Annotated in this window: 30 protein-coding genes and 1 pseudogene; 2 read left to right on the top strand and 29 right to left on the bottom strand. The window is 38.7% G+C overall.

Annotated features, from left to right (window positions below):
• Positions 1 to 231: 231 nt before the first annotated feature.
• From BV60_RS0105365 to BV60_RS0105285, 17 genes and pseudogenes are all read right to left on the bottom strand, one after another.
• Complete coding sequence (locus tag BV60_RS0105365) at positions 232 to 1,611, bottom strand: MATE family efflux transporter (RefSeq protein ID WP_029320052.1); 1,380 nt, start codon at positions 1,609 to 1,611, stop codon at positions 232 to 234.
• Positions 1,612 to 1,744: 133 nt separating this feature from the next.
• Complete coding sequence (locus tag BV60_RS0105360) at positions 1,745 to 2,374, bottom strand: class I SAM-dependent methyltransferase (RefSeq protein ID WP_242840951.1); 630 nt, start codon at positions 2,372 to 2,374, stop codon at positions 1,745 to 1,747.
• 477 nt (positions 2,375 to 2,851) lie between these two features.
• A pseudogene (locus BV60_RS22655) lies at positions 2,852 to 2,998 on the bottom strand (transposase); the annotation flags it as partial.
• Positions 2,999 to 3,410: 412 nt separating this feature from the next.
• Positions 3,411 to 4,247: a CPBP family intramembrane glutamic endopeptidase gene (locus BV60_RS0105350; protein ID WP_029320048.1), complete on the bottom strand. Its 837-nt coding sequence runs from the start codon at positions 4,245 to 4,247 to the stop codon at positions 3,411 to 3,413.
• Entirely contained in the window at positions 4,240 to 5,049 is an 810-nt protein-coding gene (locus tag BV60_RS0105345; RefSeq protein WP_029320046.1) for a PrsW family glutamic-type intramembrane protease, read from the bottom strand. The genes BV60_RS0105350 and BV60_RS0105345 overlap by 8 nt, the downstream gene beginning before the upstream one ends.
• A gap of 9 nt (positions 5,050 to 5,058) precedes the next feature.
• Complete coding sequence (locus BV60_RS0105340) at positions 5,059 to 5,877, bottom strand: CPBP family intramembrane glutamic endopeptidase (protein WP_029320045.1); 819 nt, start codon at positions 5,875 to 5,877, stop codon at positions 5,059 to 5,061.
• 450 nt (positions 5,878 to 6,327) lie between these two features.
• Positions 6,328 to 7,002, bottom strand: a complete 675-nt coding sequence (locus BV60_RS0105335; protein ID WP_029320043.1) for a DUF3800 domain-containing protein — start codon at positions 7,000 to 7,002, stop codon at positions 6,328 to 6,330.
• Positions 7,003 to 7,152: 150 nt separating this feature from the next.
• Complete coding sequence (locus BV60_RS0105330) at positions 7,153 to 7,389, bottom strand: hypothetical protein (RefSeq protein WP_029320041.1); 237 nt, start codon at positions 7,387 to 7,389, stop codon at positions 7,153 to 7,155.
• A gap of 4 nt (positions 7,390 to 7,393) precedes the next feature.
• Positions 7,394 to 7,573, bottom strand: coding sequence for a hypothetical protein (locus tag BV60_RS0105325; protein ID WP_022754341.1), 180 nt, complete (start codon positions 7,571 to 7,573; stop codon positions 7,394 to 7,396).
• A gap of 236 nt (positions 7,574 to 7,809) precedes the next feature.
• Positions 7,810 to 8,865 (bottom strand): hypothetical protein, encoded by a 1,056-nt coding sequence (locus BV60_RS24100; protein WP_081846589.1) that lies wholly within the window; start codon positions 8,863 to 8,865, stop codon positions 7,810 to 7,812.
• 182 nt (positions 8,866 to 9,047) lie between these two features.
• Entirely contained in the window at positions 9,048 to 10,418 is a 1,371-nt protein-coding gene (locus BV60_RS0105315; protein ID WP_029320038.1) for a methyl-accepting chemotaxis protein, read from the bottom strand.
• 291 nt (positions 10,419 to 10,709) lie between these two features.
• Positions 10,710 to 11,060, bottom strand: coding sequence for a type II secretion system protein (locus tag BV60_RS0105310; RefSeq protein ID WP_029320036.1), 351 nt, complete (start codon positions 11,058 to 11,060; stop codon positions 10,710 to 10,712).
• A 309-nt stretch (positions 11,061 to 11,369) separates the two neighbouring features.
• A complete protein-coding gene (locus tag BV60_RS0105305; protein WP_029320034.1) occupies positions 11,370 to 12,275 on the bottom strand; it encodes an Abi family protein in 906 nt (301 codons plus the stop codon).
• A gap of 136 nt (positions 12,276 to 12,411) precedes the next feature.
• Complete coding sequence (locus BV60_RS0105300; protein WP_029320032.1) at positions 12,412 to 13,215, bottom strand: class I SAM-dependent methyltransferase; 804 nt, start codon at positions 13,213 to 13,215, stop codon at positions 12,412 to 12,414.
• Positions 13,216 to 13,301: 86 nt separating this feature from the next.
• Positions 13,302 to 14,609 (bottom strand): ATP-binding protein, encoded by a 1,308-nt coding sequence (locus BV60_RS0105295; protein WP_029320030.1) that lies wholly within the window; start codon positions 14,607 to 14,609, stop codon positions 13,302 to 13,304.
• 377 nt (positions 14,610 to 14,986) lie between these two features.
• Positions 14,987 to 16,168 carry an MFS transporter gene (locus BV60_RS0105290; protein ID WP_026504514.1) on the bottom strand — a complete coding sequence of 394 codons (1,182 nt, stop codon included), beginning with the start codon at positions 16,166 to 16,168 and terminating at the stop codon, positions 14,987 to 14,989.
• A 2-nt stretch (positions 16,169 to 16,170) separates the two neighbouring features.
• The gene (locus tag BV60_RS0105285) at positions 16,171 to 16,770 is read right to left on the bottom strand and encodes a DUF1349 domain-containing protein (protein WP_022780009.1); all 600 of its coding nucleotides are present in this window, start codon (positions 16,768 to 16,770) and stop codon (positions 16,171 to 16,173) included.
• A gap of 134 nt (positions 16,771 to 16,904) precedes the next feature.
• Between BV60_RS0105285 and BV60_RS0105280 the strand changes: the two genes are divergently transcribed.
• Positions 16,905 to 17,807, top strand: coding sequence for an AraC family transcriptional regulator (locus tag BV60_RS0105280; RefSeq protein WP_026504513.1), 903 nt, complete (start codon positions 16,905 to 16,907; stop codon positions 17,805 to 17,807).
• 254 nt (positions 17,808 to 18,061) lie between these two features.
• Here the strand turns inward: BV60_RS0105280 and BV60_RS0105275 are convergent, their stop codons facing one another.
• From BV60_RS0105275 to BV60_RS0105225, 11 genes are all read right to left on the bottom strand, one after another.
• Entirely contained in the window at positions 18,062 to 18,736 is a 675-nt protein-coding gene (locus BV60_RS0105275) for a DUF4417 domain-containing protein (RefSeq protein WP_029233814.1), read from the bottom strand.
• Positions 18,717 to 19,079: a hypothetical protein gene (locus BV60_RS0105270; protein WP_029233813.1), complete on the bottom strand. Its 363-nt coding sequence runs from the start codon at positions 19,077 to 19,079 to the stop codon at positions 18,717 to 18,719. The genes BV60_RS0105275 and BV60_RS0105270 overlap by 20 nt, the downstream gene beginning before the upstream one ends.
• Complete coding sequence (locus BV60_RS0105265; protein ID WP_029233812.1) at positions 19,076 to 19,564, bottom strand: EndoU domain-containing protein; 489 nt, start codon at positions 19,562 to 19,564, stop codon at positions 19,076 to 19,078. Before BV60_RS0105265 ends, BV60_RS0105270 begins: the two co-directional genes overlap by 4 nt.
• Positions 19,565 to 19,826: 262 nt before the next feature.
• Positions 19,827 to 20,423 (bottom strand): ImmA/IrrE family metallo-endopeptidase, encoded by a 597-nt coding sequence (locus BV60_RS0105260; protein ID WP_029320028.1) that lies wholly within the window; start codon positions 20,421 to 20,423, stop codon positions 19,827 to 19,829.
• Complete coding sequence (locus BV60_RS0105255; protein WP_029320027.1) at positions 20,410 to 20,724, bottom strand: helix-turn-helix domain-containing protein; 315 nt, start codon at positions 20,722 to 20,724, stop codon at positions 20,410 to 20,412. Before BV60_RS0105255 ends, BV60_RS0105260 begins: the two co-directional genes overlap by 14 nt.
• A 161-nt stretch (positions 20,725 to 20,885) precedes the next feature.
• Positions 20,886 to 21,284 (bottom strand): 30S ribosomal protein S9, encoded by a 399-nt coding sequence (rpsI, locus tag BV60_RS0105250; protein WP_029320026.1) that lies wholly within the window; start codon positions 21,282 to 21,284, stop codon positions 20,886 to 20,888.
• Between the two features lie 20 nt (positions 21,285 to 21,304).
• Positions 21,305 to 21,733: a 50S ribosomal protein L13 gene (gene rplM / locus BV60_RS0105245; RefSeq protein ID WP_029320025.1), complete on the bottom strand. Its 429-nt coding sequence runs from the start codon at positions 21,731 to 21,733 to the stop codon at positions 21,305 to 21,307.
• A gap of 141 nt (positions 21,734 to 21,874) precedes the next feature.
• A complete protein-coding gene (gene truA / locus BV60_RS0105240; protein ID WP_051656528.1) occupies positions 21,875 to 22,651 on the bottom strand; it encodes a tRNA pseudouridine(38-40) synthase TruA in 777 nt (258 codons plus the stop codon).
• Positions 22,652 to 22,686: 35 nt separating this feature from the next.
• Positions 22,687 to 23,490 carry an energy-coupling factor transporter transmembrane component T family protein gene (locus tag BV60_RS0105235; RefSeq protein WP_029320023.1) on the bottom strand — a complete coding sequence of 268 codons (804 nt, stop codon included), beginning with the start codon at positions 23,488 to 23,490 and terminating at the stop codon, positions 22,687 to 22,689.
• Positions 23,491 to 23,495: 5 nt separating this feature from the next.
• The gene (locus BV60_RS0105230) at positions 23,496 to 24,344 is read right to left on the bottom strand and encodes an energy-coupling factor transporter ATPase (protein WP_029320021.1); all 849 of its coding nucleotides are present in this window, start codon (positions 24,342 to 24,344) and stop codon (positions 23,496 to 23,498) included.
• Positions 24,345 to 24,543: 199 nt separating this feature from the next.
• The gene (locus tag BV60_RS0105225; protein WP_035777083.1) at positions 24,544 to 25,407 is read right to left on the bottom strand and encodes an energy-coupling factor transporter ATPase; all 864 of its coding nucleotides are present in this window, start codon (positions 25,405 to 25,407) and stop codon (positions 24,544 to 24,546) included.
• A 106-nt stretch (positions 25,408 to 25,513) separates the two neighbouring features.
• On the opposite strand from BV60_RS0105225, the gene BV60_RS0105220 reads away from it, so the two are divergent.
• Entirely contained in the window at positions 25,514 to 25,720 is a 207-nt protein-coding gene (locus tag BV60_RS0105220; protein WP_029320016.1) for a hypothetical protein, read from the top strand.
• Between the two features lie 40 nt (positions 25,721 to 25,760).
• Here BV60_RS0105220 and BV60_RS0105215 read toward each other — a convergent pair whose 3' ends face one another.
• Entirely contained in the window at positions 25,761 to 26,297 is a 537-nt protein-coding gene (locus BV60_RS0105215; RefSeq protein ID WP_029320015.1) for a bL17 family ribosomal protein, read from the bottom strand.
• Between the last annotated feature and the right edge of the window lie 2 nt (positions 26,298 to 26,299).

Raw genomic sequence — 26,299 nt, 5'->3', positions numbered from 1 at the left:
ACTTCTTTATCATAAGTTACTTATCTTTCAAGCTAAACCTTATGTCCCTCATTTTTCCAACGAACGGAACTCTCCGTCGCTGTATCGATACCATGATCTGATCTTACCGAATCCACTCGTATAGGTGTCGGACTCCAAACCCACCACGGTTTCTCTCATTAAATCTTCATCTTTCAGGCAGTCTTGTGAAGTCCAATACCTCAAACCGACAGATTGGAATCTGTCTTTTCATCAGATCACTTTCCTGTTCATCCATTTTCCGCTGAAGAATCTCCAGATATCAAGCGCGGACTTAATACACCAGTCAAGGCCCATCGCAAGGGCAATCCCGACAACTCCCATGCCGAGCCATTTGGCAAGCAGAAACGACAGGATTGTACGGCACACTACAGTAGAGAAAATAGATGTCCACATGGTAAAAGAAACATCACCCGCAGCCCTTAAGCCCGAGGACAGAGGCCCCGAAAACGGCTGAATGACGGCCGCAAAGGCGTTGTGAATGGCCACTATGATCAGAATCAGCAATTTGGTATCATCGCCAAGGCTATAAAACGGAAGCAGGAGCGGGGTCAGGATCATGACAGCCACATTCCAGATCATCGCAAGAAAAAGGGATAATTTTGTGAGCTTTATCATATACCAGCGCGCGGCAACAGAATCATCTGCACCAACACACTGACCGATCACAGTGATAAACACAGTTCCCATCGAAACATTCATACATGCCGCAAGAGACCAGAAAGTTTGGCCTGTAGTGTTTGCAGCGATCTGGGAAGTCCCGAAGGTGGCTACAAGCATTCCCAGAGCCACTTTTGCCGCCTGAAACAGAGTGTTTTCAATGGAATTGGGAATTGCGACGCCAAGGATCCTCTTATCCATTAAAAAATCCAGGCGCAGGATGTCTTTGAGTTCGATATTTACCACATGCTCTTTTCTAAAGCACAGGATCGTCATGATGATCGCGGCAACATACCAGGAAATGGTGGTCGGCCATGCCACGCCGGCTGCACCTGCATGCAGGATAAAGATCCCGATTGAATTTCCGATCACATTTATGATGTTGGAAACAAGGGTAACCTTCATGGTCGTTTTTGTCTTTCCCATGGAACGGTAGATTGCACAGCCCGCATTGTACAGTGCATTGGCAGGAAAGGATATGGAGGCGATCCACATATAGGTTTTGCAGGCATCCATTGTCAAAGGTTCCGTGTCCGGATACATCCCTGCAAGAAGTGCGTTTCCAGACAGAAGCATCAGAACCATTGAAACAACAGAAACGATGAAGGATATGGTATAGATCTGGGATGCCGAAAGGTTTGCGTTCTTCCTTTCACGGCTGCCGATATACTGCGAAACGACAACCGCCCCGCCGGATGCCACGGCGGTAAAAAGATAGATGAAAACAGTATAGATCATCGTATCAAGGCCAACACCGGCAACGACAGCCTCACCTGCATAACTCACCATCATGGTGTCCGCCAGACCCACGATCATCTGAAGGAGCTGTTCGATGACCAGCGGAATAATCATTGCCTTAAGCATGGTATTCGAAAATAACTGTCGATCTTCGGGAAGCTTCTCTTTTGGTTCGATCAATAATCCTAAACTCATACACTTAATTCATCTTTCCACTTCGGCATCTCTCAATATACAGTAAGTATATCCTCCTTCATGATAAATGTCGAATTTACCTGTTACGCAAATTTGTTTGCTTTCTTCCGAAGAATAGTCAGGGTATAAAACGCTAAGCTTTGGTTATTACAGCAATAGCGCATGGCATGCGCCCGTCGACCACATGATACTCTACTCCGGTATATCCCTTGTCTTCAAAAAATGCCTTATATGAATCCAGATCAAACTGCCTTTTGAAATCTACTCCGAGAAGAGTAATGAACTTAACCGCTGCTGTTCCCGTTTCCTTTGACATATTGATATAAGTCGGAATGATGATCTCACCTCCCGGCTTAACTACCCTTTCCAATTCATGAAGTGCCTTCTCCGGGTCAGGCAACAAATGGATCACGTTACCTGCAACCACTTTATCAAAGCGGGCATCTTTGCATTTGATATTTGTAATATCAGCTTTCTTGAACACAGCATTCGGGTAATTTCGGCATTTCTTTGCTGCTCTCCGAAGCATCCCGGTTGCAAAGTCTGTTGCAATCAACTTTTTACACTTCTGCGCGATATATATACTGATAGCACCTGTTCCACATGCGCATTCCAATACTTCATCCGACGAATCTATAAGTTCTGCAACCTTTTTCCCGGTACCGGTATATACCTTGCCGTTATAAATATTTTCAAATATGTCATATAAAGGTGAAATCTTGTCCCAAAACGTGTCTTTAATCTCCTCAACACCTAGTAGCAAATTATCTTCTTTCGTAAACAAACGGTGTAAGACCGAACAAAAAAACAGATTACATATATATGCAACCTGCAGTTTTGTTCGGGCTTCACGCCGTTTTTTATCTAATTGAACTAAGTCGCGTGAGAAAAGCCATTACCTATGGAATTTCAATAACTTGATCTTGCTTATAATTGTGCAGAATAAACATAATTACAGGGTACGCGATTGCGGATTAATAGTGAATGTCTACAGCTTATTCTGTATGAAAAGTATAAAAAGAAAAGCTGATATAATAAGCATCAACCATATACTGAATTTTCAATTCATACTTTTCGTCAATGGTAGTATGGCTAGATAGACACCTGTTAATCGCTATCCCTTAGTAAGCATTTTTTCAACTCACCTCGAATATAGGATACAATAGATATGCATCTTTGAAAAGAATTAAAATGTAGAGCACAGTCTTGGCAGGCCGTCGCGCAGCGACTTAGTTCAATCTACACCTTTCCTCTTGCATAATGTACTGAGAATATTTGCAATGTCCTGCTTGATCTGACCATACGCAACCTTTCTCCTGAACTTAGGTGCAAATACTATGTGATACTTACACTCCCATCTAGTGTGTGATAAACTATTCATGTCCATTTTGGACTACCTCCTGTGCTTTACTTTGGTTGGCGAACCGTAGTAATTCTAGCACGGGAGGTTTTTTACTGTAAGCTGAAGCAGCTGTTGTCCCCCTGCATAGCAGGGGTTTTTATTAAAGATGCTACACAACAAAAACACCCCAGGACTGTTGTCCTGAGGTGTAATAAATCGTATTTGATTGTCCAAAGACGTAATACGCCGTGAAACGATTATCTCTTTGAGAACGATTAATGATTCGAAAATGCCGTATTTGAGGCATTTTCGAATCAAGTTGCTGTTTACCTGCTGCGTACGGTAGAAAGCTCAGGACTACTGTGCACAACTGATGGCAACTTTATATCTGTTTTTTTCCAATACCTTTCATCTTTACAAACCGTAATTGTCGTACTCATTTATATTCTGATATTCTCTACCACTCACGCCTGATCTTTTCGAAATCGATAGTCTTTCCAACCTTCTTCCATACCAAAAATGTCAGAACTACATTTATTGCAGCAATTACAAAGTATGTAATAAGGATTTTGGGTCCATCTTCACCGGTATTAATATACGATGAACCTGAGGTTTTCATCGGAACAAACAGTCCTTCTGTATAACCGGCAAAAAAATCAAACAATCCATGAGCCACGCCGCAAGCCCATATATTTCTGGTCTTCCAATACAGTATAAGAAGGGCCAGTCCAAAGACGCCTGATTCCAACGTTTTGGCTACCGCCTGTCCCCATGCAATAGCGGAGGCAGCATCAAATTCGCCCACAATATGTGCTGCACCGAATACTAACGAAGATACTACTGCACTAAGGACAAAAACAAATTTCTTTTCCCTGAACTTATAGATAATCGCATCGTTTATAACTGCCCTGAAAGCCAGTTCCTCAAAAAGCCCCACGGAAATAAACATAAGAAATACTATGATAAGCCCCAATACCGGGTTATCATTCAAAGGGACCTGCTCTTCTATATTTGATAAGAGTAATACAGATCCCATGATAAGGGACATCACAAGAAATCCCATGGAATTCAAAATGACATATCCTGTGGAAACATAACAGGATGTCAGGGTCTTATCTCCGGATATCTGGTACAGGAAAAAGCACACTGCTCCGCAAAGCATGGTTCTTACTATAAAGAACTGAAAATTTGTATCTGTATGTACCGTCTTGAAACACACAACTACATATACTATGCAGAGCGCAGCAGTTATCAGCGGAGATTTTTTCATAAATTCAATATACTTTTTAAGCATTTGTATTCTCCTGCTCTGTACTGTTTTCAGCAATGAAGGAAAGCGCTACAAGGTTTGCGGCATTTCTCTTAAGTCGTCTGAATATGTAGAACTGGAAAAAGAATATCGGAACTACCATGATCAATACCATACCAGCACCAATATATGTTGTTCTTTGTATTTCCTCTGTTATAGTCTCTACATTATCCCCGGCATGTATGAGCATGTTTGCTGCAAAAAAATCAAAAACAGTATGACAAAATACAGGGACAAAATATGCAAGGAGGTATTCTTTTACTACAGACTCTCTGCCTGTTACTTTGTTATATCTGGCAAGTCCAAGATGCCTTCCCATGGCAAGCCCGAGCATCATATGCACTGTAATATTGGGCAGCCTCATAAAAAGTCCTGCGAGACCGCTACTATATACAAAATCTTCTATAAGCGTAAATCCTAATCCTACAGCCCCTGCTATCAGCATATATTCGTATACATTTCTCCATTTTTTTCTATAAATGCCTAATACAATAAGTGTAATGATAAGTTTTGCGAGTTCTTCATTCAATGCTGCTGAAAAAAGCGCATGGTTGAAACTGGCAAGTAATGCAGGTCCATCTGTAGGTACAAACCCGGTTACAGCCCTGAAAACAAGACCGATTATTAAGAAAAAGATAAATGAAAGCGGCACAGATAAAAGTCCAAGTAATACCGGTAGCAAAGCCTGTCCTCTTGAGATTCTGTAGTCTCCTTCCCAGGCAATCAAATTTTTATAAAGGATACCAAGAATAATCAAACCTAAAATAAAACTGATAATAGATACCATATTTTTCCCTCACCTTTCAGAAATCCACTTCTTTTCCCATATTTCATTGGCTTTAGCAAATTTGTTTTTACTGATCAAATAGAGTGCAATAATTCCTATGGTCACAGCTACAATGAACTCATACAACAGCCGTCCAGTACTATATTGCTGTGTAAGTATGCCATCTCCGGAAACTAACGGGTCCGTTGTAAAACAGATAAAATCATATAACCCGTGCGCAAATATCGGGAATATCACGCTGCCTGTTCCTAAATATAAAGCGGTAAGCAAAAAAGCCTGAAATGTTGAGTGGAGTATCTGCGCCGCGGTCATGACTAAATCTGCACCCTGAGCCAGATTTCCTGCATGAGAAATGCCGAATATTACGGCCAGTATAATTATTGTGACAAATCTCCTCTCTTTCCGGACATATCTCATGACTATGGCTAGTGATAATATTCTGAACATAGTCTCTTCCCCAAATCCGGCTGTAATTCCCATAATAGCCGCCTTAAGAGAAGGACTAAAATAAAACGAATGATAAAAAAATAATGGCTCGATCAGCGTAAAGACTAAGAGAATCGCCAAGGGGATCATTACTAAACCTATGTCCCTGGCTGAAGCTTCAGGCTTTACAAATCCTTTAAATTCCGGCGAGAACCAGTACCAAAAAATCAGCATCGATATTATTGCAAAAACGCATACACCTATGTTCCCTGCATTTTCTGAAATTGCATTACCTATAGAACCTCCTATTCCAGCTAAAAGCGACGGAAATAGTATGCTGAGTATAATGGCGATATAGGGTATCTTTTCGCATATCGAATGATTTCTTGTTTTTTTATCCATGTGTAACCTCCTGATTAGCTATGATGAAAAAACATGACAAAATATTGCGCTTAGTTGCATAGATACTCTATTTCCATTGTATTAGATTTAGACTGCTAAAGTCTACTTCGCAAGAAGATTTTCGACTTTTTTTAGAAAATCTTTGTATTGTATTGCGTCTACTTTTTAAGATATTTCTCTAACCCAGGAATTCTTCCTGTCCAAAGAGATTGGCTGTCATTCCAAAATGAGCTAGGAACCCCGTCCCCCCTGGTCCACTCTCAGCACAAAAAAAGACACGGTACAAATGTACCGAGTCTTTTGAAATCTGCCATAGCAGATATTCTCATCTCTTTGAGAATTTTTTTACTGCCTTAAGTGCTGTATTTGCGGCATTTACAGGATAAGTTGCTGTTTACCTGCTATGTGCGCAAGAAAGCTCAGGGCTACTGTGTGCGGTTGGTGGCAACATTACATTCTCTTTTTACTAATACCTTTAACAAATGTCTTCTTTAACTCATTAGGTTTATAAAAGAATTGTTTTTCACCTTTGCTTAATCTATTCTCATCTCTTTTGATTTTTAAAAGGTCTATAGCGCACAAGAAATCTGCTGCCTGCAATAAACGATACTTTTGTGGCTCTGCCTTTCTAAACTCAACATTCGATAATTGAATAGAAAATATAGCATTTAGAATTGATCCCAACTCTCGCTGGCCATTATCATAATATACAATAACCTTGTCAAAAACTTTCAAAAAATCCATATGTTCAGAAAGCATCTGATTGATTGCCTTACCAAGCTTTCCTGATAATTGAACCCTATCGCTTGCTTCCTTTCTCTTTATGGCTATTGTGCAAAAAACTATTGGGCATTTCATCACGAAATTGAACATCTTATAGAGCAATTGTCTTCTCTCGTCCAATGAGTAATTTTCAAATATTCCCTCTTTTCGCATGACAGGTCCTGTATGAATATATTCAATATCCAAACCGGATTCTTTTACACTATTCTCTAATTTTCTTGTATTCTCTGAAATATCTTCATCTTGGTCATGAAAAACAAAAGTGACAAGATAATAATCTCTAGTATCTCTCGTTTCCCCAAAATCTCCAGATTCATCGATAAATACACTTAATTCCTTCATACTGTTACTCCAAAAAAAAAGACGGGAAATTCTTCCCGCCTACGGTGATCCAAAGAGCTTTCGCTCAGATCAATATTATAATAACATATATTGGGCTTTGTTTCAATTATATCTTATGACAAAACTCTATCTCATCCGCATTGTTACTGTTCACACCTTACGGTGCTCACAGCAACTGGATTTGCCCATTCCAGTTGCCTTCGGCAAAGGGGCAAATCCTATATTCAAGACGTAGAACATTCTCACGCTCAGCGCAGCAAGTGCGCAGAGCTGTCTGAACAGTAACTCCGCATTTACTCTGTTTTCACATTTAAGATCCGGATCAAGCTGATATAACGTAGATTTACCTGCGCCATTAACTCCCGCAACTATAGTAAACTTTTTCATCTACTCAAAAAAGATTCCTTTCAACAACTTCTTTTTGCCTTCTTTGTAGCAAAAAATCTCCTACCATCTCATAGAAATCTTTTTCTTCTTCAGTCTCACTCTCAAGAACAAGCTGTAAAGTATCCTTAGGATTTAATTTAGCTATTTCTTTATAGATATCACTATATTTTTTTACATCACACATATACGTACCTTGTAAATCAATACAATAATTCTAAAAAAGAGAGTTCACGCATGAACTCTCCGGGCTATGGGCATCTCAAGATTCCATAGCGCATCCACTACATAAATCGCTCATTTATAAGGCTGTGCATCACCTATATATGATAGAATAGCCAAGCTCCACGCTTGGCTAGGTCCCAAGTGATATTCGCACCTGGCAACTCTGTTATTGATATAATAGCATATTTATAGGCTTTTTCAAGTTTCCTCCAGAATTCTCAGTCCTTCCTTATAATCCTGTCCCAAAACTTCCTGTGTCTTTTGGAAGTCATACTTCTCATGTAGTCTGTCATGAACCTTTAAGAACTCTTTCTTTCCGTATTTCCTTATATATAATGCCTGAGCCTTTGCTGCATTTGCTCCGTCATTTGATGGAATATAGAATCCTTTATTGCAATTTTCGAGCTCATCACACTCATAACATCCATCCAAATCTTTTTCCTTACAGCACTTCACATTCGGACATATTCTGTCCTCCGCACAGGTAGCAAAAGAGCAGACATTGTACTTCGTTCTGCAGAATCCGCACCACTCTGAAAGGAAACAGTGATTACAGGAAAAGCCACAATAAGCAACAGGATCAACACCCTTTCGTGCTATCTTGCAGAGTTTATTCTTGATGCGGCGCATGGCTTCGATATGCATGATCCAGTGACGGCTAAATGGCATCTGAATCAGTCCTTTTATATCCTTTCCGCACCAGTAATCAATCAGCCAAAAGGCATTCTCATTCTCACTGACACATTTACTGCGGATAAGTTTTTCCTTTACATCGCCGCCGAATTTTTGCTTTGAATCCTTGTATGTCAGATCTCCAAGAATCTGATCCGTAGACTCCTTTACAGCTTTTACATACAGATATAGTTCTTTAATATTCAGTTTTTCTGAAAACTCTGCAATCTCGTTTCCCTGAAGTTCATTACCCGTAGTAATAATAGGTGCGCCAATGCGATTATGAAAGTCATGTGTAAAAAGGATTTGACTATCCCCTGCTATCATCTCATGGGCAACTATATCTTCAATCCTGAAAATATGCCAGATAGAATAGGCAAGGGTTTTACTGTGATATCCATCTGCACCCGCAAAAGGCATTTTGGCAAAGGCCTCATCCGGGTATCCACTCACAATCTGTGTGATCTGCTCAAACATTTCCTCACGGAAAGCCAAAAGCTTCTGAATAGCATCTTTAAAGGTTGCTTCCTTCGTCAGCAATTTCTGTATTTCTTTATTGTTTTCTGACCATGATTTGTCCATAATCTATCTTCTCTCATCGGTTAATCCGACATTATTATTCCATATTGCTTTCTTACATTTTAATAAAGTCATATCAAAATAGGCAAGCCTTATCCTTAATCTTTAAGCCCAAAAGTGGACCACTGATATGTCCCCCGTCCCCGTGACTTCCCGTCCCCGTGACTGCCCTGACCGGTATTACATTATTTCAGCCTCTGGGCCTGATCATATATCCCTTTCAGCAGAATATCAAACTCATCAAATTTCTCCACCGCTGTCCTTGCTCCCTCTTCGCCCATACTGGACAAAGATGCCACCTGCTCACTTGTGGCGGCGAGACTCGCAATATTATTATTGATCTCCGTTGCACTTCTTCCTATAGCTTCTATGGAAGTACCGATATCATTAAATCTTCCTATAAGGTTTCCAACGTTCTCCCCGATCTCTTCAAAAGTATCTGCGGTCTCTCTGATAAGAATGTCCTGAGCCTTGACAGACTCAGCTGCCGCATTGGTAGAGTCTACAGCATTCTGAACATCAGCGGAAAGCTCCTGCATGATGCTGGTGATCTGATTTGAAGCACTGCTGGTCTGCTCCGACAACTGCCTTATCTCATCGGCAACCACAACGAAACCTTTCCCGGCTTCTCCCGCACGCGCTGCCTCAATTGAAGCATTGAGCGCAAGAAGATTGGTCTGCTTTGATATCGATATGATGGAACCGACAATCTTCTCAACCTTTTCGACCTTCTCAGTGACAGCTTTTGTGGATGCCACCGTCTTATCACTCATCTCAACAACATTTGCGGTCTTGTCCTTGAGCTGGTCGATGACCTTAGTCCCATCAATAACGGCTTTCTGCGTGCTCTCGGACATCTCAACCATCTGATTTCTCTTGGCATCAGCCACTTCCGTCTGCTCATGGATATCTGCTATCTGATGTGACTGCTCTGTCACGGCAGCTGCGGTATTTCCTGTGCTGCCCGCAATTTCCCTCATGCCATCGTGGTTTCTTCCTATGATGCTCTTTAACTCATCGACTTCCCCATGGGCCTCATCAAACAGCCCCGTAATTTCCTTGGCGATCTCCACCATCTGGATACGGGTCTTTTCCTGGGTCTCCTGCCCTTTCTTGATGGCCTCGTCGTCCTCTCTTACCAGGGTCCGCCTCATCTTAAGCGACTCTATTCCGGCAATTCCCGCAAGAATGATTATGAAACCGGCCACAAAATGGTCCCTGGGTATCGAACCTGTAGCAATAAGATTTCTGACCAGGACAATAAGTCCGCCTATGGTCATAGTCATCTGTCCCACAACATAGATCCTTAAGTCCAGATAAAGAATACACGACAGCATTACCGGTATCGCGAATGCATAAAAAATCATTTCATTTTGTATTATCATGATAATGATATAGTAAAGAGTCGGACCTCCCAGAATGACCACTGCGCCAAACCTGGTCTCTCTGAATTTGATAAATCCAACCGTCATCTGCAGCACACCTGCCAGGACAGCGACAATCTCGATGACAAGCCCCAGGCTCATTCCGTGTGTTGCAGCATCCAGCACTACCATTAAAAGCGCAGTAAAGGCATAATAAGGTTGATCTGAAATACTTTTTTGTTTGATCTTGCATACTGGTCAGGGGTCATATAATTATCTCCTTTAGCCATGAAAACAGAATTTAACTGTACAATAACTGACAAAATAATTATATAATATTTTGTTGTGAACAATTATTAAATAACGCTAAAACCAATCTTGCATCTGGTTATGAAGTCAGTCATGGGAAAACTATCGCCTGACCGTATGCAAGATTGGTTTTAGCAGTATCGCCCTGATCTTTACTACGGCTCAATTGTTGTATTATTGACAGGAACAACATAGATGTGTATTAACTCCAACTCTGTTCTGTGGTGCGTATGAGGCATGGGCTACCAGTGGGTAGTATTTGACAGAATCCGTATCTGCCGATTCACCGGAAGCTGAGTAATCTGAATAAACATACAGCTCACCATTAGTCGACGCCCCCGAATAGGCATCGGCGGAATCTGACTTTTTGGTTATCTTCCCAAAATTATTAAATGCGACACCAACAGTCTGCACCATAAGACCTGTTGCAATCCCCAGTATAAGGACCGCAAAAAGCATCTCTGCAAAGGTGAATCCGTTCTTATTTATCTTTTCTTTAATATAGACAGCAGCTTTTTTAAACATTCATATTCTCCGAAACACCTTTTGCCAACTATTCTGTGTCAGAAATAAAAAAGGAAATGACATTGGGACGGTTCCAATGTCATTTAGATAAGGTGACCCCCCTGTCCCCCCAGGTCCACTTTCGGCATACAAAAAGACCCGGTACATTGTACCGAGTCTTCTGAAATCTGCAATAGCAGATATTCTCATCTCTTTGAGAACTTTTTCACTCTCTTAAATGCCTTGTTTTGGGCATTTCTAGGGCGAGTTGCTGTTTACCTGCTGCGTACGGTAGAAAGCTCAGGGCTACTGTATACGGCTGACAGCACTTCAAGTAATATTCTTAAGATTCTTTATATACATTAGTTCCCTATAGTTCTGGGGAAATCCTATAAAATTAAGATCTATATCCTTCTCATATTTCTTAACTATACGATTAAGCTTATCTCTAAGTTGCTTCCTTTCATCATCAGAAGGTAGCCTCTTAATCAACATGAGTATATACGCAAACAGAGAATCATTCCTTATTGCCGGGTTGTTCCTCAAAAAACTCTTATTGAACTTTACCGGAGGATTCATAGTAGAATTATACAAACGCACACCATGAGAACACTTATTTCTTAGAACAGATAAGGCATGCAGGTGATTTTCGAGCGTTGATGTACTTATGCCAACCTGCGTTGCTATCACTTTTTTATCCGATAAATACAATGCATGATAAAACAAAGAGACACTTGAACAAGTCATCAGTTCCAGCATAACCCATACCGGCATCTTATCAGCATATTTATTGAAATGATGCTTAACTATTGCACTATCTTTATAATATGACTTCTCTTTAGTGAAATTCTGCAACGTCTTTGTAATTCCAACTTTATCATAATAGTTCTTCACATCGTAATGCTGATCATATGGTGGAGTCTGACATTTCAGCTCCGCAAATTTATTCCCTATCAAATCTTTGTAAAAGAATTCTGCTTTTTCAATATACTGTCTAAGCAATGATCTGATTTCTTCATCAAAACAATAAACTGTGTAAATATCTTCAAAACGAATACCTTTAATCATCTCATGGCTATCAGTTGATAACCTATATTGCAACATATATCCCGAAAGCCTATAATAACTGACTTTCTGAAGTACATTTCTTGCAAATGCATCATCAGATATTACTACTCCATGATCTCTTAGCTTTTTTATCTGTTCATCTATTGTGTAAGGTTTCTTTAAATCCATATAATCTCCACAAAGTAAAAAAGCCAAGCTCAACGCTCGGCTTGGTCCCAAGTGTTATTCGCACCTGGCAACTCTGTTAAACCCATCATAACATATTTTCCACATTTTACAAGGTCTCTTTTAAATTTGGTACCAGCTAACCACTTACTTTTTTGGCCAGCTGAAGGTCCATAGTATCATATATCTTAATCACTCCGCCCATTGAATTGATAATATCTTCAATATCCTTAAAATACAAAGTTCGAACATCTTCATCTATAGTAATATGATCTGAATATGTTCCTAAAAGCTCTACATATTCCTCCGCTGTAAACTCTCTGATCCTGTAAAACAGGCTATACTGTATATCAGAAAATCCGTATTTTTCGGCTAAATAAGCTCGCTCCTTTGCATCTTCTTCAGAGTATTCCTTTATCTGCTCAGCTTTTTTATTGTAAAACTTGTAATAGTATTTCTCATAACATGCATCTATAGCGCTAGCTAACTCTGGTTCATTCTTACATCTAAACGGATGATTTGCAAATCTGGCAAAAACTCCTCCAAGCTTTAAAGCCTGATATACTTTTGTATACCCTATTTCCTCCGGAATCCAATGAAAAGCAGATGCAGAATAAATCAAGTCATATGCATTATCTTCAAGTTCTACGTCTTCAAATTTTGATGTTATAACTTCAAAACCCTTATAGTCCTTAAACTTCTCCCTACAGATATCAGCCAAGTTATTCCCATACTCAATAGCTGTTATATGGCATTTCTTTTCAAGAAAAGGTGGTGTTGCCTGACCTCCTCCAATGCCTACCTCAATAAGTTTGCTTCGTTCATCTATCGGGCAATAATCAAATATCTGTTTATACAAGTCTTCTGCGTACCCTGGTCGCATCCTCTCATATTTGGATGCAGCTGTATCAAAAGCCCATTCTTTTCCCGCTAATACTCCCATGCACTCCTACCTTTCAGTTATTGTCTTCCACAATAGTTGATGTTGGCTCCTCCTAGCATAAACAAACATTTTGTGTAACATTTTTTCTACTTTATATATTTCAATAAAAATTCAGTAATCCCTATAATTGAGAATCCATTCTCATCTAGTGTTTCACCAATCGGTCTATTTACAACAAGTATCTTTTGTACTTGATCATTTAACTTAAAATAAGGACGTATTTCTCTTTCTCTTGTTTCTGCATTAGAGATATCAGCAGTTACCTGTATATAAAGAGATCTAAGCCCTTTAGTGGCATAAAAATCCACTTCATTATTTTTCCTTATAGATTTTCCATTTTTATCTTTTTCAACAGTGTCAAAAGCACCGATATTAACAGAATAACCATTATAACAAAGTTCATTATAAACAATATTTTCAAGCATTTGTCCTTCATCAGGAAATGCGAAATTAAGTCTTGCATTGCGTAATCCAGTATCTATAAAATAATACTTTCTGAGCGCACCGATTTCTTTCCTTCCTTTTAAATCATAGCGTTTTGCCTCACGCAAAAGGAAAGCATCTTTAAAGTAACTAATATAGTTTTCAACTGTCTGTTTATTGATATTTTCATGTCTAACACTTTCAAATGTATTGGCTATTTTTTCTGAATTAAGCAGCGAGCCTGTTGAAGAACTAATAATATTACATAGTTCATCCAAGGCCTCTCCTTTTTTCAACTGATTTCTTTCAACAATATCAGCGAAATATGTAGTAGCGAACAAGCTCTTTAGATATTCTTTTCTCTCTTCGTCGCTTTTTAATACAGCTAACGGCATTCCACCGTATTGCATATATGAATATATTGCTTCAGTTGCTGAACCTCCGACATATCCATAATATTCTTCAAATGACAGCGGAGACAGCTTTATGTTTGTTGCCTTATCTCTAAATTCAGTAACAATATCTGAAGACAACATTTTAGAATTTGATCCCGTCACATATAAATCTATATTCTTTTCTCTTGACAGGCCAAGTACAACATCAACGAATGATATTACCTCAGTATCATTAGAATCTGCTAAAACATGTTTGCCGTCAGTGAAATTAGGATTGATTATAGGATATACCTTCTGTATCTCATCAATAAATACATAATAATTTTCATTTTCCTTGCATCTTTCCCTTATATACGCTCCTAATTCCAACGGATCACGATACTTACTATTTTTATCATCATCTAATTCCATGATAATTATCCTATTCTCTGGAACGTTCTCCGAAAGCAAGTACTCTCTATAAATCTCTTTAAGAAGAAAAGATTTCCCACATCTTCTTACGCCTGTTATCACTTTCGGAAATCCATTATTTTTAGCATTAATCAACTGATTTAGATATCTATCTCGTTTTATCATATAATCTCCTAAATTGTAGAATTCTACATTTTTATCAATTACATATTACCACTTCGCATTATCTTAATCAACAAAGTTGTAGAATTCTACACTTTTAGAGATTATCACAATTCAATAAAAAAACACCCCAAGACAGTTGTCCTGAGGTGTAATAAGTCGTATTTGATTGTCCAAAGACGTAAAACGTTGTGAAACGATTATCTCTTTGAGAACGATTAATGAAGTGAATGTGCCTTATTTTAGGCATTTCTCCTTCAAGTTGCTGTTTACCTGCTGCGTACGGTAGAAAGCTCAGGGCTACTGTGCGAGGCTGTTAGCAACGAAAGTTTATAATATGACGATATTGCCTGCTATATTACTTCCACCAATTTGAATATCTATCGATACTTATTTCGAATATAGAACACTGAAATTACTAAAATGATAGGAAAACCTATACCTGCCAATACTCCTGCCTGCAAATTATTAGCCGCTTTTTCAGATATACTTCCAATAATAGCAGGGCCCATTGCTCCCCCTAAATCTCCTGCGAGCGCTAGAAGTGCAAACATTGCTGTACCTCCAGTTGGAAGTATCTGTGATGATATACTAATTGAACCTGGCCACATTATACCTACAGAAAATCCGCATAATGCACATCCAATCAATCCAACCCATGGTATATTTGCCAGTCCGGCAACCAGATAACACATAAGGCACATTACTCCGGATGCCATCATGAAAATTGTCAGATCAACTTTTTCACCGAACTTTCCATAAAGAAGTCTACTGATTCCCATGCACACTGCAAATCCGCAGGGTCCAGCCAAATCTCCAACTGTTTTGGAAACATGTAGTGCTGATTCAGCATAGGCGGATGCCCACTGTCCCATCGCTATTTCTGAAGAACCTGCGCAGATCATGAGTATAATAAAAATCCAAAATGCTTTTGTTTTCAACAGTTGGGGCATTGTCATGCTCTTACCATCTTCTACCAGTGGTTCGATTGGACAGGTTGCAAAATTGAAAATGTTATAAAGCGGAATGACCGACCATATAAGTGCCATTATTCTCCATTTTTCTATACCAAAAACCGTAAAGAAGGCTGTGGAGCCCAAGACAACTCCAACCCATCCCCAGCAATAAAAGGAATGAAGAAGACTCATCATTGTATCCTTATTTTCAAATGGACATGCTTCTACAATTGGACTTACCAGCACTTCTGTCAATCCACTTCCAACAGCATATATAAATACACACACAAGGATTCCCCAAAATGGTACTGACAATAAGTCAGGTAATACAGCAAGTCCTGCAAGTCCTAATCCTGATGTAATCTCTGCAGCTATTACGCATACTCTGTAACCCAGTTTATCTACTATACCTGCACATAAAAAATCAACTACAAGCTGTGTAACAAAGAATACTGTTGAAATAGCGGCCAGCTTTCCAAATGATATATTGTATGTATTATGAAATGTTATAAACAATAGCGGTACAAAATTAGCGCAGATGGCCTGTGTTACAAATCCCAGATAGCATGCAAGCTGTGTTTTTTTATAATTCTTTTCTACTTCCATTTTTATTCCCCGGCCCTGATATTTTTTACCGTTTTGCTTTCAATAGAAAGATTCTCGTATATTCTGTCTCCACCTTGGCCTGTAGGTGCCTGAGCAAGTAAACCTACTTTCACAGACTCAGCATCTTTCATTAAGAAATATCTTGTCATGTGGAAATGCACTCCATCCAGGGAGTAATGAAAAGAAAATGCTCTGCCCACGCGACAAACTCTAAGATATGCAAAATTCTGTCCTTCAATATCGCATCCATTAGCATCATCGGATTCACCATCTTTAGTTACAACACTTACAGCAGCGTGTGTTCCAAAGTCAGTAAGTTCAAAACAGCATTTAGCCCAGTTGTCCATATCCTGCATAACCATTACAGATGCAGAATCATAAGTTTCCTTAAAATCATGAGATACCTTTACATTAAGAACGAAGTCGCCCTTAACATCTGTGTAGAAATATGGAGCATTACAAAGTGATTCAGGAAGAATTCCTTCTTCACTTGTTGTACTTCCACCACAGAAGAAATCTGTCAAAGCCGGTGCTTTTATTGTAACCTTATTCTCTTCAATTTTTATCTCACCTTTATTGATCCATTTAAAATTATCAAACATAATCTACAGCCTCCTCTTTTTGTTAGTGCTTTTTTGTTAATCGAAAGAAATTATTGTAATTATATCGTATTATTAATATAATAAAAGGAATAAAATGGTCAAATAGTATAACTATATCTTCAAGAGGAATAATTATGGCACTCTCATCATGTATATCATTATCAAAACAAGCAACTCCATTCAATATAGATGAAACTGGAACCCATGGAACTGTAGAGTTTCCAGTTGCCATATATAGAGATGATATCACCGAAGATTTTGTCAACTGGCACTGGCACGCTGAAATTGAGATAGGCCATGTCGAAAAGGGCGTTATTCTTTTAGAATGCGGTAACAGAAAATATATACTTTCAGAAGGAGACTTATTTTTCATAAATACCAATGTTTTGCATTCCATGCGTAATCATACCCCCGTCAATGCAGCAATTTTTAAATCTGTCATATTTGACAGCTCTGTTATAAGCAGCAATACAGAAAGTATTTATTATAAAAAGTATTTACATCCTATCATCCATAGCGCAAGTATTAGAGATTTTATACTGAAGTCAGATTCCATATTCTTTAGCAAATTGGACAATATTATCAAAACTGTATGGGAAATAATAAATCATGAACCAGAGGATTACGAGATATCAGTTAGAAATGAATTATCTGATTTTTTTGCTGTACTAAATCATATGAATCTAACAGAAAGTATGCTTACCCACACAGTAAATCCACTGTTAGAGGAGCGCGTACAGATAATCCTAAACTACATCCATTCAAACTATTCTAAAAATATAACGTTAGATGACCTGGCTAATGCTGCAAATGTTAGTAAAAGTGAAGTTCTTAGGTGCTTTAAGTCAATTATCAATATTTCACCAATTAAATATCTTAAGAATTTCAGATTGCAAAATGCGGCATATATGCTTAAAAGCAGCACTTACTCAGTTCAAACAATTTATGAGTTATGTGGATTTGATAACAACAGTTATTTCTCTAAATCATTTAAGGAACTGTTCCACTGTTCACCTCGTGAATACCGTAATAATTAAGAACAAGGCAACGATGAAGATTTAGAACGGCCGTAGCATATCTGAACTACTTGATTAATATAAGAAACCCCCCAGATAAAATCTGGGGGTTTCGAATCTGCATCTGCAGAATGATTATCTCTTTGAGAACGATTAATGAAGTGAAAGTGCCGTATTTTAGACACTTTCAAGTCATGTTGCTGTTTACCTGTTGTGTACGGTAGAAAGCTCAGGGCTACTGTGCGCAACTGGTTACAGCTCGTTTTTCTTAACAATCATTTCTGTTTCATCCGAGATGTCCAATCCGGATACTGTAGGAATCTAGCCTTATCTAATAGTCCGCCAAATATTTTATCCGGCATAGCACCATAAACGAGAACAACCTCTGGTTCAAGTTCCTTGAGCATTTCCTCGAGTCCTTCTCTGAAATACCTTTTAGATTCAGCCGATTTTATTTGTCCGTATGTGCCAATGGAAACAATACTATGTTTATCCACTCCCTGAAATGCAACCTTTTCACCAAGGAAATCCGATTTATAAGTTCGCTCATCTCCCCATCGAATGTTAGGTACAACATAAAGTCCTTGTTGGCTCAAGTAATATCCAACTGCCCTGTTAAGATATATATCAGCGATTTGAACACATAACGGAGCATCAATATAAAGCGAACAATCTGGTGTTATAATTCCCGGAAACCTTTTTAGATCGTCAACATACTCTTCTGTATTCGTAAGTATCTCACGAAAATTGATGTCATGTTCATAAAAGCAAACGAAATCATTTTTATCTTGGCTCCGCTCTCTCAATGAGAACGGAACCATTCCTTCAGGAATTATTATATCTTTTGGTGCATCAATATGTGGAATTTCAAACTTCCCATCGAAAAATGCGGTTTCTACTAAAGAAACTCTAAACCCTTCATCCACCAAATTAGTTGCTGTCTTTCCCATGCTCTGCCTCCCATTTCAATATAGCTTCTGCACCTTCTATGGCGCCTGCAATATTATATGTAGCACATTCATCAGGAAATTTAGCCATCAACTCTTTATAGCACTTAACCAACTCAGCATTGGGCTTTTTTTCAATAACGTCCTCCAACACCTCACTTATCCAAGAATACTCCGAAGCAGTGCATCCATTATTCAAGAAGTCTATAGTTGATGGAACGTCTTCCGAAAGAATCTCCGTTAATAGTTTCTGACATTCCTCTATTCCGTCAGCCCACTCTCCACAACTAATATCTTCCACATATTCTCTGCGTTTAATAACTTCTCTAAACTTTTCTATATTCATTTTTTCTTACCCCCTTTACTATACGGCTGTTTTGCATCTGGAAAGATGGTCCCAATTTGCCCATGTGTCCGAATAACTCCAACACGGACTCCTTTCCACATTCCAAATACAGCCACTCCATCCTTGGTATGTCTATTTCCCTTTAAATTAGCAACATGCTCTCCTGCATGTTTTATATCCTTGCTTGTCCAGTCTTTTGGAAACCATGACTGGCCCATAGATTTTGTTTTTGCCTTATTTGTATGGTCTAAGATATGCCCTACTCTTACACCATTAGGATAAGTCTTCTCAACCTTATATCTTATACCATACTTATCTAATTCGTTCATTCCAGCTTGACCATGTCCGCCACTCTTAAGCCGTATATGATTACCGTTACGTGGCTTAGTATAGGCACCTTCATTTGAATGAACTACAGAGAATTGACTGGCAGATCCTGCTGCCCCGTGAGTGTTTAAAACTCTTCCTGACTTAGTTGTACCCATAGACGTTCCCTCCTGTCATAATTGACAGACAAGGAACTAAAACAATTTCTTTTTTCATTTTCTCCTCATCTTTCTGCCAAGTGTTTCCTTGGCTAAGCAACGGTTATTATTGGTATCATTTTTATGTTGCTCTCAAAGAAAGATTGAAGTAGAATTAGGTGTATGTTTAAGAGAGATTCTACAACAGAGTCTTTCTTCAAGAGGACGCATAACTGGGCCAACAGTTATGCGTTTTCCTTTAGTATCAATACATTCATAGGCATCATCCTCCTTTTAATATTTTCTTATAATAGTCTATCAAAACCTTTTCATATGGCTTAATAGCTCCTGAATACATCGCCCAGTTCATACATCTTCTGCCACAATTGTAGGCACAATCAGCAGATACTTCGAACACGTCTGCTATGTCAACAAAAGATGAACATTTATACATACTCGGTAGTGGAGAAGGTACTAATGCATACGCCGCATAATAGTTTGCCACCATCTCTGCCAACTGGCTATCCCCTCTATGTCCCATCCTTATATGACCTATCTCATGCATTATCGTAAATCCGTCGTGCTCCTCGTATATGGAATCTATATCGTTGACCCATATAACATATGTCTGTACATCCGGATCATAATAAGAAAGCCCGTCACGCCTATTACCATCATTTCCAGTTCTTAGTTCTATTAAATTGTTTCCTTCGCTATAGATTTCTGAAAACTTATGAACAATATATCCCAATCTTTTTGCCACTTCGCTTGGATTAACTGGAACTGATAATTCTAGCTTAATATGAAGTTTTACTACATCTTCCTCGATCTGATCATATATTTTTTTAGGCAGAGCCGGTCTATTATCATGTTTTTCCATTGTTGAGTAATACCTTAATCAGCTTTGTTTTTTCTTCATCAGTCATAGTTGAAGTGCCTCTTGCAACCAGCCTATATGTTTCTTCAAATGATTTTTTATCATTCTTTCCAGACAATAGATAATCTGTCGTAGTATTAAGAGCCGTTGCCATATTGGCAATCACTTCCATCTTAGGTTCACGTTCATCTTTTAAATATCTTGATAATGCTCCCTCTGATACACCAATCATTGTTGCAAATTCTCTTTGGGTATATCCAATATTCTCAAGTAAATCCAGTACACGCTTGCCAAATCCCTCCATTTGTATTTCCTCCTTCTTAATTATACAATATATTGTGTTTGACATTTTGTCAAATTAATATTTCCGCAACAAAAATGCGTATAAAAACACCCCAGGACAATTGTCCTGAGGTGTAATAAGTCGTATATAATTGTCCAAAGACGTAATACGTTGTGAAACGATTATCTCTTTGAGAACTGAGGAGCACGACGTGCCTTTTTGAGACCGTACTTCTTTCTCTCCTTCATTCTAGGATCACGTGTAAGGAATCCAGCCTTCTTAAGTGCAGGTCTGTACTCATCTGAATCAGCCTGAAGAAGTGCTCTTGAGATTCCGTGACGGATAGCACCAGCCTGACCTGTTGTGCCGCCACCGCGAACAGTTACTGTTACATCGAACTTATCAAGTGTATCAGTCAATACAAGGGGCTGACGAACGATAACTTTAAGTGTCTCAAGTCCAAGATAATCATCGATGTTTCTCTTGTTGATAGTAATATTTCCCTTACCGGGTGTAAGATAAACTCTGGCGATAGACTTCTTTCTTCTACCTGTGCCATAGAAACTTGCTGCTTTAGCCATTTTTCAATTCTCCTTTCAGATTAGAATGTAAGTACTTCGGGCTTCTGAGCTGCGTGCTCGTGCTCAGGACCTGCGTATACATGAAGCTTTGTGTACATCTGTCTTCCAAGAGAACCCTTGGGAAGCATTCCCTTTACAGCGTGCTCAATAACGCGCTCAGGATGGTTCTCCATCATCTGACGAAGTGTGAACTCCTTGTGGTGTCCAACATAGTCAGTATGGTGCCAGTACATCTTCTGGTCCATCTTCTTACCTGAAACCTTAATCTTATCAGCATTGATAACGATTACATAATCACCTGTATCAATGTTAGGTGTATAAATCGGCTTATTCTTTCCTCTAAGAACGTTAGCTACGTTAGAAGCAAGACGACCGAGTGTCATATCTGTTGCGTCTACAACATACCATTTCTTCTCTACAGAAGAAGCATTAGGCATATATGTGTTCATTTCTATTACCTCCATAACCAGTTAACAGTTAATACTCTGGGTGCGAAGAACCCTTCACCTGATCCATCGCCTATATATATTTGGATGCACGCCTCATTACTTACCGGGATAACTTGGCGATTATCGTCACACAGTCATATATTATATGCTCATTTTCTCAAATTTGTCAACCTGTAAACCATTAGGAAAAACATATTTTACAAGAAATAAGCCCTGCGGAGGCGCTGTTGGTCCAGCTGTAGATCTGTCCATAGCATCAATCATTTTCTTAACATCACAGGGCGTCCCCTTCCCCCTTCCGATATCCATCAAAGTGCCTGCTATAATCCTCACCATATTATACAAAAAACCGTTTCCTACTACACGAATAACTATCTCATCGCCTTGTCTTTCAACCTCTGCGGAAATAATTCTGCGCACATGTGTAACAGCCTGTGAACCGGTACTACAAAAGCTCGAAAAATCATGCTCTCCTACAAGGAATGCAGCTGCTTCATTCATTATTTTTTCATCCAGCGGATAACTATTGTGACAAGCATACAGTCTTTTTGTAGGAATCATAATCTTAGTATTAAGTATTCTGTACTCATACATTTTTTCAGAGAGGCATCTTCTTGGATGAAATCCCAGTGGTACCTCTTCTGACTTTACAATTCTTATATCTTCAGGAAGTCTGTTGTTAATCGCTGGAGCAAAACTTTGAGGAGGTATTGTTGATTCTGTTTCAAATACAACAATATTTCCGTATGAATGAACGCCTGCATCTGTCCTGCTCGCGCCTATGATCTCAACATTTTCACCTGTAAGAGCACCTATTGCTTTATATAATTCGCCTTCTATTGTTTTGCTGCTCTCCTGAAAAGCAAAACCATGATAATTACTTCCATCATAAGCAACTGTTAGCATAATATTCTTCAAAACGAAACCTCATCTGTAAGTAATTACTTACTTTATCAATGAAAAATTATCCCTGCCGCAACCATAATCCCCAGATATAGTCCTATTATCACATAAGCAAGAAAATCTCTTTTCCTATAAATGAGTGGCTTCATCTTAGTTCTTCCTTCTCCGCCACGATAGCACCTGGCTTCCATAGCCATAGCCAAATCACTCGCACGTCTGAATGCAGAAATAAAAAGCGGAACGAGTAAAGGTATCAGACTTTTTGCTCGCTGAATTACCGATCCACTCTCAAAATCTGCACCTCTTGCCATTTGTGCCTTCATTATTTTGTCAGTTTCTTCCATCAAAATGGGAATAAATCTAAGTGCAATAGACATCATCATAGATATCTCATGAACGGGAACATGAAATACCTTTAATGGTTTCATAAGGTTCTCAAGTCCATCTGTAAGTTGGTTGGGAGTGGTCGTAAGTGTCATTATAGATGATCCCGTAATTAAAAAGACCAATCTAACTCCCATCATAATAGCTATTTTTAATCCTTCTTTTGTAATTTTCAATTTCCAAACAGAAATTAACGGCTCTCCCGGAGTCAAAAACAAATTAAATACCATTGTTATAAGCAACAATAAATAGATAGCCTTCATTCCCTTAAAAATGAATTTTGCGGGGACCTTAGAAAGAATAATAGCCATAATCAAAAACAATGCGGCTATAAAATATCCAATAACATTATTCACAACAAACAATGAAATGATATATATAAGTGTTGCTGAAATTTTTACTCTTGGATCCAGTCTATGCAATACCGAATCTGTCTGGTAGTACTGGCCCAGTGTTATATCTCTAAGCATTTGGGTTATGCTCCTAAAACTCTCATTATTTCATCAGCTGCCTCATCAATAGTGGTAGCACCTGTTTTAACCGGAAAGCCTTCCTTCCTGAGTTCCTCCATAACATACGTAACCTGAGGCGCTGCAAGACCTATCTCTTCCAGTTCTTTGTAATATGAAAAAACTTCCTTGGGTGTACCATCATACGCAGCCTCACCCTTATTCATAACAATTATCCTATCAACATAATTTGCAACATCCTCCATACTATGAGATACCAAAATAACTGTTATTCCCATATTATCGTGAAGATCCGCAATCAATCCCAAAATTTCATCTCTGCCTTTCGGATCCAGTCCGGCTGTCGGTTCATCCAAAATAAGAACATCCGGCTTCATTGCAAGTACCCCGGCAATTGCAACCCTTCTTTTCTGTCCGCCGGATAAGTCAAAGGGAGACTGATAAAATGATTCGTCTGGAAATCCCACTTTTTTCAAAGCATCATATGCTCTAAGCTCAATTTCTTTCTGTGGCAATCCTAGATTCTTTGGCCCGAAACATACATCCTGAAAACAATTTATTTCAAAAAGCTGGTGTTCAGGATATTGAAAAACAAGTCCGACCTTTGCTCTAAGATTTTTCCTATCATATTCTGGGTCATTTATATCCTTTCCGTCAAAATAAACCGAGCCTGATGTAGGCTTCATCAATCCATTTAAATGTTGAACAAGGGTAGACTTACCGGACCCTGTATGTCCTATGAGGCCGATAAACTGCCCATCAGGTATCTGTAATGAAACATCCTTCAAAGCTGCCCTGGCCATATTTGTACCCGGATTATATATGTAGTTTACATGATCAAGTATTATTGACATGTGTCTCCTCATTTATATGCACACATTTTTTTTACTAATACTATTATTCTATCTGCACATAATTAATTAAATTGTTTGTATAAGATATTATCTTCTATGTATAAAAAACTTGATGCTACAACAGCATCACCTTGGATTTTCTTCCTTGCATATACCCCTTATTATTCGCACTCAGACTAAATATGAACAAACAAAAACACTAGTATTTTAGCGCTTTTATAGCATCAATTAATTCTTTCCTATCGAGAATTCCATCAGGAATGTTAAGGCCTCTTTTTTGAAGTTCATGTGCCAAAAGAGTAACCTGTGGTACACCCAAACGGAGCTCCTTAAGCTTATCAACCTGAGAAAATATTTCTCTTGGAGTTCCTTGCATTGTAATATGTCCTTTATCCATGACAAAAACTCTGTCTGAATAAATAACCTCTTCCATATAATGCGTAATCAATATAATTGTAATGCCCTCAACTTCATTCAAAGCACGTGCAGCACGTATAACATCCTTTCTTCCATTAGGATCAAGCATAGCAGTAGGCTCATCAAAAATAATGCATTTAGGATGCATAGCAATAACTCCTGCTATGGATACTCTTTGCTTTTGTCCTCCTGAAAGATGATTAGGAGAGTTCTTCCTGTAATCATACATTCCAACAGTCTTAAGGCTTTCTTCTACTCTCTCCCATATCTCCTCGGTAGGTACTCCCATATTTTCGGGGCCAAACCCAACATCTTCCTCAACAACCTGCCCAATTATCTGGTTATCGGGATTCTGGAAAACCATCCCCGCTTCCTGACGAATATCCCATAGAGCTTTGCCATCTACTGTATTCATTCCGTCTACCCATACATTTCCCTCTGTAGGAAAAAGTAGTGCATTAAAATGCTTAGCAAGTGTAGATTTTCCGGAACCATTATGCCCGAGAATAGAAATAAACTCCCCGTGTTTAATTTCAATACTTACATTATCAACAGCGGTTTTTATACCCTCTACATTGCCTTCTTCATCTCTTCTAATATATTCAAATGTAAGTTTATCTGCCTGGAGCATATTTTCTGAAATCATGTTATTTTTGTTTCCTTAACAAATTTGGCATTATTTAACCGTACACTTTTTCTATTTTATTATATGAAGTTATGAAAAACAAGCTGATATATGCTATGATAGATACATGTTTAAACAATATTTCAAGCCAATTCTAATTCTTATAGCAGCTATAATTCTTTGCTCCATACTTGCCAGAACTCTTAATGGTAATGAAACATTAGCAGAATATGCTGCAAAAAATCCCGAAATTGCCTACGGAGAAAGCAAAACTCTTTCTGGTGAAGATTCGGAATTATATGAAATCTCCGGCAATAATGCTTTAGGAAAATAAAAAAAGCGATCATTACTGACCGCTTTTTTCTATATTTTAATTAAACAAGCTCAAGAACAACCATCATAGCTGCATCGCCCTTACGCTGACCAATCTTAACGATTCTTGTATAACCACCGTTACGGCTAGCATACTTAGGACCATACTCTGTGAAAAGCTTATCAACAAGGTCGATCTGCTTTGTGTTCTTCTTTCTTCCAGCAACTTCCTTCGGAACTTCTGTTACAGGATAAAGAGTCTTAAGAATCTGTCTTCTAGCATGCATACGAGAAGGCTTATCCTTTTTAATCTCTTTCTGAACAGTATCATAAACTGTTACTTTCTTACCATCCTTAACTTCCTTTACGCGCTTGCCATCCTTATCTTTACGAGCAACCTTAGCTTCAACAGTAATTGTCTCGTAGTTGTCCATTTCCTTTGCTGCAAGAGCGATAATAGGCTCAACAATTTTCTTTACTTCCTTAGCTCTAGCCTCAGTAGTAACGATCTTACCATTGTAAAGAAGCATTGTTGCCTGGTTTCTAAGAAGAGCTCTTCTAGGCTTTGTTGCTTTGCCTAATTTTCTGTACATTGCCATAA

This window comes from Butyrivibrio sp. AE3004 (genome assembly GCF_000703165.1).
In the GTDB taxonomy this organism is placed as follows: Bacteria; Bacillota; Clostridia; order Lachnospirales; family Lachnospiraceae; genus Butyrivibrio.
The sequence above is the reverse complement of the archived record's forward strand: the minus strand, read 5'-3'. Positions and strand labels throughout refer to the sequence as shown.

Coding starts and splice junctions, on each gene's coding strand:
- BV60_RS0105220 (WP_029320016.1), top strand. CDS start 25,514: ATGTTTAAACAATATTTCAAGCCAATTCTAATTCTTATAGCAGCTATA.
- BV60_RS0105285 (WP_022780009.1), bottom strand. CDS start 16,770: ATGTTTGATAATTTTAAATGGATCAATAAAGGTGAGATAAAAATTGAA.
- BV60_RS0105365 (WP_029320052.1), bottom strand. CDS start 1,611: ATGAGTTTAGGATTATTGATCGAACCAAAAGAGAAGCTTCCCGAAGAT.
- BV60_RS0105340 (WP_029320045.1), bottom strand. CDS start 5,877: ATGGATAAAAAAACAAGAAATCATTCGATATGCGAAAAGATACCCTAT.
- BV60_RS0105350 (WP_029320048.1), bottom strand. CDS start 4,247: ATGCTTAAAAAGTATATTGAATTTATGAAAAAATCTCCGCTGATAACT.
- BV60_RS0105315 (WP_029320038.1), bottom strand. CDS start 10,418: ATGGTAGTGCTGGATGCTGCAACACACGGAATGAGCCTGGGGCTTGTC.
- BV60_RS0105230 (WP_029320021.1), bottom strand. CDS start 24,344: ATGTCAATAATACTTGATCATGTAAACTACATATATAATCCGGGTACA.
- BV60_RS0105270 (WP_029233813.1), bottom strand. CDS start 19,079: ATGAATATAGAAAAGTTTAGAGAAGTTATTAAACGCAGAGAATATGTG.
- BV60_RS0105260 (WP_029320028.1), bottom strand. CDS start 20,423: ATGGAAAAACATGATAATAGACCGGCTCTGCCTAAAAAAATATATGAT.
- BV60_RS0105310 (WP_029320036.1), bottom strand. CDS start 11,060: ATGTTTAAAAAAGCTGCTGTCTATATTAAAGAAAAGATAAATAAGAAC.
- BV60_RS0105280 (WP_026504513.1), top strand. CDS start 16,905: ATGGCACTCTCATCATGTATATCATTATCAAAACAAGCAACTCCATTC.
- BV60_RS0105225 (WP_035777083.1), bottom strand. CDS start 25,407: ATGATTTCAGAAAATATGCTCCAGGCAGATAAACTTACATTTGAATAT.
- BV60_RS0105255 (WP_029320027.1), bottom strand. CDS start 20,724: ATGGAGGGATTTGGCAAGCGTGTACTGGATTTACTTGAGAATATTGGA.
- BV60_RS0105235 (WP_029320023.1), bottom strand. CDS start 23,490: ATGCTTAGAGATATAACACTGGGCCAGTACTACCAGACAGATTCGGTA.
- BV60_RS0105265 (WP_029233812.1), bottom strand. CDS start 19,564: ATGGGTACAACTAAGTCAGGAAGAGTTTTAAACACTCACGGGGCAGCA.
- BV60_RS0105335 (WP_029320043.1), bottom strand. CDS start 7,002: ATGAAGGAATTAAGTGTATTTATCGATGAATCTGGAGATTTTGGGGAA.
- BV60_RS0105290 (WP_026504514.1), bottom strand. CDS start 16,168: ATGGAAGTAGAAAAGAATTATAAAAAAACACAGCTTGCATGCTATCTG.
- BV60_RS0105295 (WP_029320030.1), bottom strand. CDS start 14,609: ATGATAAAACGAGATAGATATCTAAATCAGTTGATTAATGCTAAAAAT.
- BV60_RS0105275 (WP_029233814.1), bottom strand. CDS start 18,736: ATGGGAAAGACAGCAACTAATTTGGTGGATGAAGGGTTTAGAGTTTCT.
- BV60_RS0105345 (WP_029320046.1), bottom strand. CDS start 5,049: ATGGTATCTATTATCAGTTTTATTTTAGGTTTGATTATTCTTGGTATC.
- BV60_RS0105305 (WP_029320034.1), bottom strand. CDS start 12,275: ATGGATTTAAAGAAACCTTACACAATAGATGAACAGATAAAAAAGCTA.
- BV60_RS0105330 (WP_029320041.1), bottom strand. CDS start 7,389: ATGAAAAAGTTTACTATAGTTGCGGGAGTTAATGGCGCAGGTAAATCT.
- rpsI (WP_029320026.1), bottom strand. CDS start 21,284: ATGGCTAAAGCAGCAAGTTTCTATGGCACAGGTAGAAGAAAGAAGTCT.
- BV60_RS24100 (WP_081846589.1), bottom strand. CDS start 8,865: ATGGACAAATCATGGTCAGAAAACAATAAAGAAATACAGAAATTGCTG.
- BV60_RS0105325 (WP_022754341.1), bottom strand. CDS start 7,573: ATGTGTGATGTAAAAAAATATAGTGATATCTATAAAGAAATAGCTAAA.
- BV60_RS0105300 (WP_029320032.1), bottom strand. CDS start 13,215: ATGGGAGTATTAGCGGGAAAAGAATGGGCTTTTGATACAGCTGCATCC.
- BV60_RS0105215 (WP_029320015.1), bottom strand. CDS start 26,297: ATGGCAATGTACAGAAAATTAGGCAAAGCAACAAAGCCTAGAAGAGCT.
- rplM (WP_029320025.1), bottom strand. CDS start 21,733: ATGAACACATATATGCCTAATGCTTCTTCTGTAGAGAAGAAATGGTAT.